The 13,165-nt window shown below is 53.2% G+C and carries 11 protein-coding genes and 4 pseudogenes; 6 read left to right on the top strand and 9 right to left on the bottom strand.

Annotated features, from left to right (window positions below):
* Positions 1–71 precede the first annotated feature (71 nt).
* Positions 72–908 carry a hypothetical protein gene (locus CXB77_RS16250; protein ID WP_105074651.1) on the top strand — a complete coding sequence of 279 codons (837 nt, stop codon included), beginning with the start codon at positions 72–74 and terminating at the stop codon, positions 906–908.
* 101 nt (positions 909–1,009) lie between these two features.
* Here CXB77_RS16250 and mtnA read toward each other — a convergent pair whose 3' ends face one another.
* Positions 1,010–2,065, bottom strand: a complete 1,056-nt coding sequence (mtnA, locus tag CXB77_RS16245) for an S-methyl-5-thioribose-1-phosphate isomerase (protein ID WP_105074797.1) — start codon at positions 2,063–2,065, stop codon at positions 1,010–1,012.
* Between the two features lie 68 nt (positions 2,066–2,133).
* Between mtnA and CXB77_RS16240 the strand changes: the two genes are divergently transcribed.
* Positions 2,134–3,453, top strand: coding sequence for a TRZ/ATZ family hydrolase (locus CXB77_RS16240; protein WP_105072329.1), 1,320 nt, complete (start codon positions 2,134–2,136; stop codon positions 3,451–3,453).
* 63 nt (positions 3,454–3,516) lie between these two features.
* Here CXB77_RS16240 and CXB77_RS16235 read toward each other — a convergent pair whose 3' ends face one another.
* The 4 genes from CXB77_RS16235 to CXB77_RS16220 form a co-directional block, all read right to left on the bottom strand.
* The gene (locus tag CXB77_RS16235) at positions 3,517–4,500 is read right to left on the bottom strand and encodes an ATP-dependent 6-phosphofructokinase (RefSeq protein ID WP_105074650.1); all 984 of its coding nucleotides are present in this window, start codon (positions 4,498–4,500) and stop codon (positions 3,517–3,519) included.
* Between the two features lie 20 nt (positions 4,501–4,520).
* A complete protein-coding gene (locus tag CXB77_RS16230; RefSeq protein ID WP_105072330.1) occupies positions 4,521–4,838 on the bottom strand; it encodes a hypothetical protein in 318 nt (105 codons plus the stop codon).
* 84 nt (positions 4,839–4,922) lie between these two features.
* Complete coding sequence (locus CXB77_RS16225; protein WP_105072331.1) at positions 4,923–5,627, bottom strand: putative metalloprotease CJM1_0395 family protein; 705 nt, start codon at positions 5,625–5,627, stop codon at positions 4,923–4,925.
* 48 nt (positions 5,628–5,675) lie between these two features.
* On the bottom strand, positions 5,676–7,517 hold the full coding sequence (locus CXB77_RS16220) for an AAA family ATPase (RefSeq protein ID WP_105072332.1): 1,842 nt from the start codon (positions 7,515–7,517) through the stop codon (positions 5,676–5,678).
* Between the two features lie 308 nt (positions 7,518–7,825).
* Here CXB77_RS16220 and CXB77_RS23340 point away from each other — a divergent pair.
* A pseudogene (locus CXB77_RS23340) lies at positions 7,826–9,441 on the top strand (methyl-accepting chemotaxis protein).
* A 21-nt stretch (positions 9,442–9,462) separates the two neighbouring features.
* Here CXB77_RS23340 and CXB77_RS23335 read toward each other — a convergent pair.
* Positions 9,463–9,591, bottom strand: a complete 129-nt coding sequence (locus tag CXB77_RS23335) for a hypothetical protein (protein ID WP_277949317.1) — start codon at positions 9,589–9,591, stop codon at positions 9,463–9,465.
* Between CXB77_RS23335 and CXB77_RS16210 the strand changes: the two are divergent.
* Positions 9,590–10,880, top strand: a pseudogene (locus tag CXB77_RS16210) (FAD-dependent oxidoreductase). The gene CXB77_RS23335 and the pseudogene CXB77_RS16210 overlap by 2 nt on opposite strands.
* A pseudogene (locus CXB77_RS24800) lies at positions 10,844–11,435 on the top strand (hypothetical protein). Before CXB77_RS16210 ends, CXB77_RS24800 begins: the two co-directional pseudogenes overlap by 37 nt.
* On the opposite strand, the gene CXB77_RS23330 reads toward CXB77_RS24800, so the two are convergent.
* Positions 11,420–11,551: a hypothetical protein gene (locus CXB77_RS23330; RefSeq protein WP_277949422.1), complete on the bottom strand. Its 132-nt coding sequence runs from the start codon at positions 11,549–11,551 to the stop codon at positions 11,420–11,422. The pseudogene CXB77_RS24800 and the gene CXB77_RS23330 sit on opposite strands and share 16 nt — an antisense overlap.
* 14 nt (positions 11,552–11,565) lie before the next feature.
* On the bottom strand, positions 11,566–11,733 hold the full coding sequence (locus tag CXB77_RS19940) for a hypothetical protein (RefSeq protein WP_172452713.1): 168 nt from the start codon (positions 11,731–11,733) through the stop codon (positions 11,566–11,568).
* Between CXB77_RS19940 and miaA the strand changes: the two are divergent.
* Positions 11,732–12,675 (top strand): annotated as a pseudogene (gene miaA / locus CXB77_RS16205) (tRNA (adenosine(37)-N6)-dimethylallyltransferase MiaA). The gene CXB77_RS19940 and the pseudogene miaA overlap by 2 nt on opposite strands.
* An 89-nt stretch (positions 12,676–12,764) precedes the next feature.
* On the opposite strand, the gene CXB77_RS16200 reads toward miaA, so the two are convergent.
* Positions 12,765–13,103, bottom strand: coding sequence for a TusE/DsrC/DsvC family sulfur relay protein (locus CXB77_RS16200; protein WP_105072335.1), 339 nt, complete (start codon positions 13,101–13,103; stop codon positions 12,765–12,767).
* Between the last annotated feature and the right edge of the window lie 62 nt (positions 13,104–13,165).

Genomic DNA, 13,165 nt, shown 5'->3' with positions numbered 1-13,165 from the left:
TGGATTGGTTCTCACAAAGAATACGAGAACATTCTTAAAAAGTTGTAGTTTGTCTGCAAAAAGTACTTGACATGATTCTTAGAAAGCGAAATTCTGTTGCAGTAATCATTTTACTAGGTGTTGTTAGCAAAAACAAAGGGGTATCTATGTTACCGATTACTAAAGTTATGTTTTTTGTGTTATGCCTGTTGTTTGGTCTAAGTGTTCCTGCTGCTGATCTTAATTTGATTGTTGAGCACGAACTTATTGATGGAAAAGTGTTCATAAAAGGTATTACAAATCTTCCTCCTAGAACAAAATTAGGGGTTACACTATCATCTAAAATAGGAGGGTATTCAGCCCAAGATTATGATATTTTTGTAGAAAGCGATGGATCATTTATTAGTAAGGATTTTACTAATAAAACGCTGCCTTTATTTGGTAACTACACGGCAGAGATAGTTACATATCTAAATGGTGCTTGGCATAATAAATCTACTCTGGCAGAACTTGGCAAATACTCTGGAAAAGGGATTGAATCAGGAAAAATGTTAGTTATTTACGACTTTTCAGTCGGGACAGATTCAAACGGCAACGCCAAGAATTTGAGTCAAGAAAAAAATCTTAGATACGAGGATTTAGTAAAAGATTTTTGCTATGCGTTGCAAGCGACAATGGTTTGTAAAGACCTGAATATGAGAATCGATACAGAAACAAAAATTGAATATAAAGTTGGAATGAAAATCAGAGGACCTGAATCGCCATATAATCAAGCATGTGTGAAAGGCTTGTCTTTAGCCTTTGATGATGAAAAACGCGGAATATGTTCTAAAGCGTGGAAAAAATTTGGTTGTTATGGAACTACAATCCCTCGATTAATTCAGGAAAACCCTTTTCGTAAAAGTGATGGTATTTTTTGTAAATTTTAATCACATTTAACAAGGATGGTTTGAGCTGGAGTCTATCAACAGGTAAATAGATATTGAGCGCCATCAACCGCATCACCCCAGCATGATGCGGTTATCAAACTTCACCCCATCAGCCCCCGCATCTTTTCAGTTGTCGGATTCAAAACCACCCCGCGCTCAGTGACGATGGCATCCACCAGCGCCGCCGGCGTCACATCAAACACCGGATTTCGCGCCACGCAGCCCACCGGCGCTAATTGTTGCCCGCCACAGCCCAGCAATTCCGCTGGATCGCGCTCTTCAATTGGAATTTCCGCGCCGCTGGCGATGCTCATATCCACCGTCGACGTCGGCGCAGCGACCATCACCTTGATTCCGTGATGCCTCGCCAGCACCGCTAAACCATAAGTGCCGATTTTGTTCGCCACATCGCCATTCGCCGCGATCCGATCCGAGCCGACAATCACCCAGCCCACCGTTCCCGTCGCCATCAAACTCGCTGCCGCGCAGTCCGCCTGCAACGTGACCGGAATCCCGTCGTGCATCAATTCCCACGCCGTCAGCCGCGCACCTTGCAGCCATGGGCGGGTTTCATCCGCAAACACGCGCCCGATCTTACCCGCCGCAAACGCGCTGCGTACCACGCCCAGCGCCGTGCCATAACCGCCAGTCGCCAATGCGCCAGCGTTGCAATGTGTAATGATGTCAGTCGGTTGCGTTATCAGCGCCGCGCCCAACTCACCGATGCGCCGATTCGCATCCCGATCTTCTTGATGAATCGCCAACGCCTCGTTTAACAACGCGCCAGTCGGATCGCCGTCAGCGAGCTGCGCGATCAACGCCTCCATCCGCCGCAGCGCCCAAAATAGATTGACCGCCGTCGGGCGCGATGCCGCGAGCCGGGCTAAATCCGCCGTGATTGCCGTTTTCCAGCCCGCGCCAGCAGCGGTAAACGCAGCGCGTCCGGCTAACACCACGCCATAGGCAGCAGCAATCCCAATCGCTGGCGCACCGCGCACGACCATTGCGCGAATCGCGTCGGCGACGGCAGCGGCTTGATCGTAAACGAGAAATTCTGCCCGCTGCGGCAAAATCCGCTGATCGGCTAAATACAAATGCCCGTCGTGCCACAGCGCGGCATCGTCAGGCGTGGGAATGGTTGGTGCAGTGGTTTTCATCATTCGCTCCATGTGGCATGTTGCCGCGCATTCTCGCTGATTCCCCGTTATAACCAAAGGACGCACCGATGCAGGCTGAACTCGTCATCTATCCGCAGTGGATACTTCCCGTTGATCGGGACAATCGCCAATTGACCAACCACGCGCTCGCCATCGCCGACGGGCGGATTGTGGCGATTGTGCCGGCAGCGGAAGCGCGGCAGTCAATTCACGCGCAGCAAGTGCTTGAATTGCCAGAACATGTGCTGATTCCCGGCTTGGTCAATGCGCACACCCACGCGGCGATGACGCTGCTGCGCGGATTGGCGGACGATTTGCCGCTGATGACGTGGCTGCACGATTACATCTGGCCGACCGAGCAACGCTGGGTGGATGCGGAGTTTGTGCGCGACGGGACGCGGCTGGCGGTGCTGGAGATGTTGTGCGGCGGCGTCACCTGTTATCACGACATGTATTTTCATCCCGAAGTCACCGCGCAGGTGACGGCAGATGCGGGAATGCGAGCGGTGATTGGCATGATTGTGGTGGATTTTCCGACCGGTTATGCCGCCAACGCCGACGAGTATTTGAGCAAAGGGCTGGCGCTTCACGCTGCGTATCGTGACCACCCGCTGATTCGCGTCGCCTTTGCGCCACATTCGCCCTATGCCGTATCGGATGCGCCGTTGCAGCGGATCAACGCGCTGGCCGCGCAGCTTGACGTGCCGATTCATCTGCATCTGCATGAAACGCATGATGAAATTGTGCAATCAGAACGCGATCACGGGCAGCGCCCGTTCCAGCGCCTCGATCAGCTCGGGCTAATCAACTCGCGGCTGCTCGCCATTCACATGACGCAGCTTAACGATGCGGAAATTGCGCGGCTGGCGGAGACTGGTGCGCACGTCGTGCATTGCCCAGAATCCAATCTCAAGTTGGCGAGCGGGTTTTGTCCGGTGGAGAAATTGCTGGCAGCGGGCGTGAATGTCGCGCTCGGCACCGATGGCGCAGCGAGCAATAACGATTTGAATATATTGGGAGAAATGCGCACGGCGGCGCTGCTCGGCAAAGGCGTTGCCGGTTCTGCGACTGCTGTGTCTGCCACTGCCGCGCTGCGGATGGCGACGATCAATGGAGCGCTGGCGCTGGGTTTGGCAGATGAAATTGGTTCGCTGGAAGTGGGCAAGTCGGCGGATATTGTTGCGTTGGATTTCAACGATTTACACACGCAGCCGGTCTATCATCCCGGCTCGCAATTGGTTTATGCGGCGAGTCGGCAGCAGGTGCGACAAGTGTGGATTCGTGGGCATCAGGTGGTGCGCGATGGTGTGCCGACTTCGCTTGATTCCGCTGAAGTGATTGCGGCAGCGCGGGCGTGGGGTAAACGAATTATTGATAGCGCGGTTTAAGCCATTAAAAAAGCCGCCATTTTAATTCAAAAAACGCGGCTTTTTTGGTGAATCACGCAGCGTTTAGGTCGCTAAAAAACGATTGATTTTTAATAAATGCGTGGGTGGTTGATGATTGCGATCTGCCAGCGCCTCACGCAAGGGCACGAGTTGATTGGCTTGTCCTAATTTGCCCGCCAGCATTTGCGTTTCGCCAGCCAGCAATGATTGCACTGCAAAAACGCCTAATTCAGTAGCGAGATAACGATCTAATGCCACTGGAGAACCGCCGCGTTGCACGTGACCGAGAACGCAGGTGCGCGTTTCAAAACCATGACCTTCAATATCTACAGCGACTTGCTGCACTCCGCCGTTACAAGCACCTTCTGCGACGACGACAACCAAACTCTTTTTACCGCGAGCGCGATATTCTTTAATGCGCGTAATAATGGTTTCAGGATCATAAGCCTGTTCGGGAATTAAAATCTCTTCAGCGCCGCCGCCAATACCAGTAAATAATGCAATCCACCCAGCATGACGCCCCATCACTTCTAATAAAAAAATACGGTCGAACGCATCGGCAGTGTCACGCAGTCGATCCACTGCATCTAATGCGGTATCCAACGCAGTGAAAAAACCAATTGTCCAATCGGTGCCACCGAGATCATTATCAATTGTGCCCGGCAAACCAATGATTTGCCCAGACCAATGTTCTGATAATGACACTGCACCTTGCATTGAACCATTGCCACCAATCACCAGCAGCGCATCAATTCCCAATCCTTTTAAGTTTTTAGCGGCTCGTTCTACACCTTCTGCGTGGTGCATTTCCGGGCAACGGGCGCTGCCGAGAATCGTTCCGCCGCGTTGAATAATGTTGGCAACTGACCGCGCATCAAGCACTTGATATTCGCCCAGTAATACGCCGCGATAACCGTGTTGAAAACCAATCACTTCTAAATTGTGATACACCGCTGTGCGCACAATGGCGCGTAAACAAGCATTCATACCGGGCGCATCACCACCGCTGGTTAATACGCCAATTCGATGCAAACGTTGATTATTCAATTCGTGTTCTCCATTGCGATTCAGCTATCTAAATTCGGATGCAGAAGATCAATCAGACGCCAAAACCCATCGCTGCGCCAATAACCTGCCTCCACCGCTGCGACCAATGCGATTGAACATCCATCCTCATCGCGTTCGGCGATCCAGTATGCGGGCAACGCATCGAATAGGTGTTGATTCGCCAACTGCCCATCAGCGCCTCGGCATAACCGCACTTCACCGCTGTCCCGATGCCGAAAAGCTGGCATGAATCCCAAAATCAGCGCAGGAGAAAATCGCCTGATGGACGTCGGCGTTTGGGTGCTGGGTGAAGCAACCACTTCCTGTTTGAACATCATCGGTTCCTCCGGTTGTTATCAGCCGTCGTAACGGCGACCGGGCTGGGAACTTGAGCGTATGGCTGCTGGCGCGAGCGTTGATGTTTAAGCGAACTGATTGAAATTGCCAAATGCTGCACCAGTGAAAAAAGCAGAAATACGCTGCGTCAGTTGGTCACGCGCAGTCAAATCAGCATTCGGCGCAGTCGTTGATGCAGCGTCACGTTCGGTTGACATTTGCGCCCGCGATTGTGCCAATTCCGTTTCCTGCTTTTTCTGCTGCAACTGCGTCAAGGTGCGCAAATCCTGTGCAGCGTTGGTTTCCATCGTGGTTGCGGCAGCGGCGACCTGCAAATCCTGCCCTGACGGTTCAGCCGGAGCCAGCGCCGCTTGCCGCACGATTCGCGCTTTATCAAGTGTCGCTGCCGGATCGCCATCCACCGGCGAGGTGTCAATGCCGACTTCACCGCCAATCGCGTAACGCACTCCATCTGCGCCAGTTTGATAACTGTAATTCGCGCCGCTGGTGATGTAGCGTCCGCCCACTGCCATGTGTGCCTGCTCATGGGCGCGAACTTCGGTATCGCGTTGTTTTAAAAATTGCAGCGCCGCCAGCTCATCCGGCGTTAGGGTTTTCACTGCCGCAGTTGCAGTGGTGCGAGCCGCAGCACGAGCTTCCGTTGTGGTTGAAGGCGCAGAAGTTGAGGACGCTGCTGCATCGTTTGCCGTTGGTTTTACAGGCGCAGTGCTGGTCGTCGTCTGCGGCACAAAACGGCTTGGAATTGAAGGGATTGCAGAATGAATGTCCATGCGCCAAATCCTCGCGGTGCTTAGTCAAGCATAGCTTATTGCAGCAAATTAACGCTGTGACTCCAACACCGAGCCAATGGTACGCACCCACGGACCACCTGCTCGCACTGCGGCAGGCAAGGCGCGAATAGCATTTTCCGCTGTCGCCCGATTTGGATAGCTGCCGACGATCACCACCAAAAATGCCCGCGTTTTAACGACATGAAAGCCTTCTAATTGATTTGTCTCAATAAAATCAGTGGCAATCGCTTGGGTACGCGCTGCGATGACTTGCACGGTAAAACGCCCAAGGTCTTGTCTTTTCAACCAATCTTGATCGGCAGCCACATCAATTTTAACCGGCACAGTTGGCGCGGCAACCGGTAGTGGCTGGCGCGGTTCCTCAGCGCCGAGCGTTCCAAATTGACGTGGAGGCTCTTCCGGCGTGGTCGCAGGCAGCGGTTGCTGATTCACTGCAACAGGATTCGTTTGATCGTCAGCATTGAGCGGCACGGGATGCAGCGGCGCAGCATCGGTCGTGCGCGGCGGCAACCGTGGCGGTATTGGCATCACCGGCGTCACCGGAGCAACCGGCGCTGGCGCAGTCGGTTTGGCGCTGTGAAGCTGCCATACCACTGGCACCACGATCATCACGATCACCACGCCCAGCACTGCCGGAATAAACCACGAGCGATTAATCATCTGCGCCGCAGTGGTGAGCGACGGTTTGGGCGTGGGTTTAGGCGTTGATGAAGTGGGCAGCGGCGGTAATTGGCTGTTGCGAATTTGGCTGAGAACGCGATCAAAATCAGAGAGTTCACTGAGTTTTTCTTCCTGCACCAAAAACCGTGACAATTCAGGATTTTGTGGCGGAGCTTGTGACAACGTCACCCGTTCTTCCAAATCTAGCATTCCTGCCAAATGGGGTGGCGGCTGGCGCGGCGCAAACGTTTCTGGTGCAAATGATGGTGGTGGCGCAAGCGGTGGCGCAGGTGGCGGTTCGGGTGCTGCGGGCGAGTCCGCAGTCGCTAAACGACTTGGCGTTAATGCTACTTCGGCTGGTGCCGCCGCTGCACTGGTTGGCATCATCAGATGACTAATTTTGCCCACGATGGATTGACGTACTCCGTGCGCACTGCGGCAACGGCGCAACAGCCACGCATTCGCCTGAGCATTCAACGCCGCTGGAATACCCTGACCGCTTGATTGCAGCGCAGCAATATCACCCGAACTGAGAAAAGTCATCGGATCATCAGCGCCAGCAACCCGCAGCCGATGTCGCAAATACGCGCCAGCTTGTTCGAGATTAAATGGGCGCAGATTCAAGCGCACCACTTGATTGGCATCTGCGACATCCGGCAGCGGCAAGCGGTTGCGATTGAGCGTAGGATCGCCAACCAACACCAGCCGCAAACCCTGTCCGCTCGTTTCTAAAACTTCACTGCGCAGACGCAGCAAACGATCAATGCTTTCCGTGCCCAGTAAATGTGCATCATCGACCGCCAGCACCACCGCCACGCCACTGCGCCCGCGCTCTGTCAACAGTTCCCGCACTGTTCGTTCAGGATGATCCAAACCGAGCGTGTCAAAGTGATGACGAATCGTCGCTTCCACTGCCGCAAAAGGAATGCTGGCGCGTCCGCGAAACGCAATGATTTCAAACTGCTCACCCAACCCGCCGAGCAAACGCATCAATTGAATGCTGCGCCCCGCACCGTCTGCGCCCGCCAAAATGACAATTGCACCCGATACCGCCAACGCTCGAATTGCCGTTTCGACCAGACTCTCCAGCAACGGGTCTGTATACAAAAAGGTTTCGTCGGGCATTGCCTCGAACGGCGCCTGCCGCAATTTAAGTTGAGCGAGACAATCAGGCGTTAATGACATGATTTCACTTTTATATTCAAGCATCTCGGATGCTCTTTTCAGGTGATGCTACAAACGTGCCGAGCGTCATCAAGTCTGGTCAGTTGGGAGAAAGTGAAGTGGGCAACTGCCGCCGCAACGCGCCAGTGCTTATGATAACCCGCACTGCGGGCTGTAGCAGTGTAAATTCATACACAGTGTATCAAAACAACAACTTTTGTCTGATTAGTGATGACTTTACAAGAGATAGCACATACAAACCTTTGAGATATTCATTGGCTTTTAATAGCGATATAGTCAGATTGTCACAATAATCGGTACATTTTTAATGGCGACCATACACGAGAACGGCGATGCGACGGATTAATGACCTGCCAATCTGGGTGCGCTTGATTGGGGCAATGTGGCTGATTTTGCTGCCAGCATGGACGGGTTTGATTTTTTGGGCGGCACAGGAACAACGACAAACCGCCATCGATCAGGCTGAAGCCTTCACCAATACCCTGCACGAAATGACCCTTGCCGGACTCACCACCATGATGATCACCGGCACGATTTCGCAACGTGCCGCGTTTCTTGACCAGATTATCGAATTACAAAACGTCAAGGATTTGCGGGTCGTGCGCGGCGAAAATGTGATTAAGCAATTCGGTTCCGGCAAAGACAGCGAAAAACCCCGTGATGATATTGAACGCGCCGTACTCGAAACCGGTCAGCCCTATTTGGCATTAACCGAAAACGGCAATGTGTTACGCGCAGTCGCGCCAGCTTTTGCCCGTAAAAATTACCTCGGCAAAGATTGCACTTCCTGCCACGCGCTCGCGCCGGTCGATGGCGTACTCGGTCTCGTAAGCATGGAAATCAATCTGGATCAAGTGAACGCCGATGTGCAGGCGTTCGCGCTAAAAATCTTCATTTTTGCCGCAGCGTTGAGTTTGCCGGTGTTGTTGTTTTTATATTTCTTTACCTCGCGTTTCGTGACGCGTCCGCTGCAACAGATGACGCTGGGTTTGGAAGGCATTGCGCATGGTGACGGCGATTTAACCCACCGATTGCCAATTACCGGCAATGATGAAATCGGTCGCGCTTCCATCGCCTTCAATTCGATGATGGACAATTTCCGTGATCTGATTCAGCGCATTCTCGCTTCTACTTCCAACTCGCGCAGGCAGCGGGTGATTTAGCCAAGATCACTGAGCGCACCAATGCTGGCGTGAGTCGTCAGCGCAATGAAGTCGATCAACTCGCTTCTGCCATGCACGAAATGAGCGCCACTGCGCAAGAAGTCGCGCATAACGCCCAGCAAGGTGCGGATGCCACCAGTGCTGCGCAACGCGCTGCGCAATCTGGTAAACAGGTCGTTTCTGGAACCATGACGCGGATTGAACAACTGGTGTTGGAAGTACAAAAAGCCGCTGAAGTGATTCGTGATTTAGGTAAAGACAGTCAGGAAATTGGCAAGGTGCTGGATGTGATTCGCAGCATCGCCGAACAAACCAATTTGCTGGCGCTCAATGCGGCGATTGAAGCCGCTCGCGCTGGTGAAGCTGGACGTGGATTTGCGGTGGTTGCCGATGAAGTACGGTCGCTGGCCAATCGCACCCAAAGCTCCACGCAGGAAATTCACGCGATGATTGAGCGTTTACAAAATGCCAGCCGTCGCGCCGTCACGGTGATGGAAGACAGTCGGCAGTATGCGGAATCGAGTCGCGTCAGCGCGATTGAAGCAGAACATTCATTGAATGACATCACTATTGCCGTGACTACCATCAACGATGTTAATACCCAAGTGGCCAGTGCTGCCGAGGAGCAAAGCGCAGTCGCTGAAGAAATGAATCGCAATGTCACCAGTATTTCTGATGCTGCTGAGGACAACGCGCACGGCGCACGACAAACCACAGATGCCTCTGAACAACTCGCTCGTCTCGCCACTGAACTTCAAGATTTAGTGGGTCATTTCCGCGTTTAGTCCACTCATTTGATTAAAACATCACGACGGCACTCGCGGTCGTCGTTGTGCTTTACGTCGCCACTGCTCCAACGAATCGTTTAGCATTCCATCCATCACACTCAATGCTTCATTCGCGCCATTTTCGGCGCATCGAGATTTTTCCCCCATGAACGAAACGATTGAAATTACCGTGCCGAATATCGGCGACTTCAAAGATTTAGAAGTGATTGCCGTGTTGGTCGCGCCCGGCACTGCCGTCATTGAAGAGGAACCTCTCATCACGCTGGAGAGCGACAAAACCACGCTGGATATTCCTGCGCCGAGTTTGGGCGTGGTCAAAAGCGTGCGCGTCAAAGTCGGCGACAAAGTGGCGCAGGATGACGTGATTTTGACGTTGGAAGTCGACAGCGCCTCGGCAGCGCGGATGCGTGCTCGCAGCGCCAGCGCCGATAAAATCAAAGCCGATCAAGAACCTGCCGATTTCATTACAGAAGTAGTGGTGCTCGGCGGCGGTCCCGGTGGTTATACCGCTGCGTTTCGCGCTGCCGATCTCGGTAAACAGGTCACGCTGATTGAGCGGTACGAAACGCTCGGCGGCGTCTGTCTCAACGTCGGCTGCATTCCGTCAAAAGCGTTGCTGCATACCGCGCTGATCATGGAAGAAGTGAAAACGCTCAACGTGATGGGCGTGACTTACGCTGCGCCGGAAGTTGATCTCGACCAGATGCGCAAAGGTAAAGAGGAAGTTGTCGCCAAACTTACCGGCGGGCTGGCGGCGATGGCGAAGCAGCGTAAAGTGAAGGTTATTCATGGTGTTGGACAGTTTGAATCACCCAATCGCATCGGCGTTGATACGAACACCGAAGGGCACGTCCGCATTCAGTTTGACCACGCAATCATTGCCTGCGGTTCGGCGTCGATCAAAATCCCCAGCTTTCCGCACGACGATCCGCGAGTGATGGATTCCACCGACGCGCTGGCGCTGGCGGATGTCCAGCGCGAATGTTGATTGTCGGCGGCGGCATCATCGGCTTGGAAATGGCGAGCGTTTATAGCGCCTTGGGAACGCGGATTGACGTGGTGGAATTCAAAGATCAATTGATGCCCGGCTGCGATCCCGATCTGGTGCGCTGCGTCGAGAAGATCATCAAGAAACGCTACGAGACGATCCGCTTGGAAACCAAGGTCGCCAGTTTGACGACGAGTGAAGCGGGCATTACCGCTGTGTTTGAAGGCAAACATCCCGGCGAAGAGCTGTACGACAAGGTGCTGGTGGCGGTCGGGCGGCTGCCAAATGGCAAGCTGATTAACGCGAAGCAGCAGGCGTCAACGTCGATCAACACGGTTTCATCAAGGTCGATCAACACCAGCGCACCAACATTCCCAACATTTTCGCCATTGGCGATGTCGTCGGCGGCCGATGCTGGCGCATAAAGCGACCCACGAGGCGAAAGTAGCTGCCGAAGTGATCGCTGGATTGCCCGCGCTGTTTGATCCGCTGACGATTCCGTCGGTCGCCTACACCGATCCCGAAGTAGCGTGGATGGGTTTGACCGAAACCAAGGCGAAGGCCGACGGCATTCCCTATGAAAAGGGCGTGTTTCCGTGGGCAGCCAGGGCGGGCGCTCGGCATTCACCGCGACGAAGGCATGACCAAATTGCTGTTTGATCCTGAAACCAAACGCATTTTAGGCGCGGGCATTGCCGGCCCGAATGCGGGCGAATTGATTGGTGAAGCGGTGCTGGCGCTCGAAATGGGCGCGGATATGGAAGACCTCGGTTTGACCATTCATCCGCATCCGACGCTGTGCGAAACCATTGGTTTAGCAGCAGAAATGGCGCACGGCTCATCACCGATTTGTTGCCGCCGAAAAAGCGTTAGCACTGATTTAGGCGGAGTTTTTACACCAGCATCCACTGCAAATTTTATGGCGCGGCAGTTTCCGTCTGCGGACGGAAATTGCCGTTTACTTGATGCTGGAGCCGGCGTATTGGCTCATTGGTCGCCATAGGCTTTGCGCATTCGGCCGGGCTTTTTGGGATGTTGCGGATCGGCAGCGAGCGCCTCACGCAATGCTTGATGATGCGCTCCAGCGCGAGCCGCAATTGCTGCTTCTTGCTCATGCACGGCGCGTAATTCCGCTATTTCTGCGCATTCAATACGGTTGAATTGCCAGCGATTTGATCAAGTAATCGTCCTCGGCGTTTTTGAATTCTTTCGACCATGATCCAATCATCAGTAAGTGCTGCTTGTTTCATTTGCCCGGTGGCAATCGTTAATTCGTGAATTAAATCGGTAAGTGCGGACATGAATAGTGCTCCAAAGCCGTGGGCAATTGTATTGATGGGACCAACTGCTGCTGGAAAAACTGCGCTGGCGCTGGAATTGGTGCGCCGGTTGCCGTGCGACATCATTAGCGTCGATTCAGCAATGGTCTATCGTGGCATGGATATTGGCACTGCGAAACCAAATCTTGAGCAATTAGCGACTGCGCCACATCGCTTAATTGATATTGTTGAGCCAATTGATGCGTATTCGACTGCGCGGTTTCGTCACGATGCGCTGGCGGAGATGGCGAACATCACGGCAGCGGGACGAATTCCGTTGTTGGTGGGCGGTACAATGCTGTATTTCCGCGCCTTGCAGCAAGGTTTGGCGGTGTTGCCGAGCGCCGATCCTGAATTGCGCCAAACGTTGGCTGAAGAAGCAGCGGTCAATGGCTGGGCGGCACTTCATGCCCGTTTAACTACGCTTGATCCCGTCACTGCCGCGCACATTCATCCCAATGATCCGCAACGTATTCAACGGGCATTAGAAGTTCAGGCGCTGACGGGCGTCCGATGAGCGAATTGATTTGCTGCGGCTGCCGAACCGCTGCCGTATCGTCTATTGAAATTTGCCCGCGCTCCGCGAGATCGCGCGAATTACATGCGCGGATTGAACAACGGTTTGCTGCCATGTTGGAGCAGGGGTTAATTGATGAAGTGCAGCAATTGCTGGCGCGGGGCGATTTAACTGCGGAATTGCCAGCGATGCGCTGCGTGGGTTATCGACAAGTGCTTGAATATCTGCGTGGTGATTACGACCGCAATGAATTGCTGCAACGCGGTATTTTTGCATCGCGCCAATTGGCAAAACGCCAGCTCACTTGGTTACGCGCTGAATTGAATTGTGAATGGTTATTTGATGATGCCGATCCATTGGAATCGGCATTGCGGATAATTGCGCAGACGCTTGATTCAAAAGTATAGTGATGTTTATCGTAGCGAATAAGACTGAATCAATTACCAACAAAAAAGCCAGCATTACGCTGGCTTTTTTCATTCAATCGCGCCAGCGGTTAATAACCGCCTTTGCGCATCACGGCAGGTAAACCGGCGATTTTCGTGCCCTGTTTGGTCGGTGCCAGCGGGAATAGCGTATACAAATCTTTGCTGGTTGGTTTCGTGCCCCACAGCTTGCCCATGTCTTTAAGCACTGCCCGTTCCATTGGCTGATTCTGACCATTATCAATGTATTCGCTGCGCAGATACTTGATGACATCCCAATGTTTTTCAGTCAGTTCGATGCTCTCAATTGCTGCCAATGCCTGCGCGACATCTTCATCCCAATCGGCGTAGTTTTCCAAATACCCAGCCGCAGTAGTAGCAATGGTTTTACCGTTCACTTCAATAGCCATCTGTTTTATTTCCTCGTCGTTATTATCCGTTACAGCCCGGTTGGGCGGAATTAAAGCGCGTT

This window comes from Chromatium okenii, assembly GCF_002958735.1.
In the GTDB taxonomy this organism is placed as follows: Bacteria; Pseudomonadota; Gammaproteobacteria; order Chromatiales; family Chromatiaceae; genus Chromatium; species Chromatium okenii_A.
Note: the sequence above shows the minus strand (reverse complement) of the source record. Positions and strands in the feature narration are given on the sequence as shown.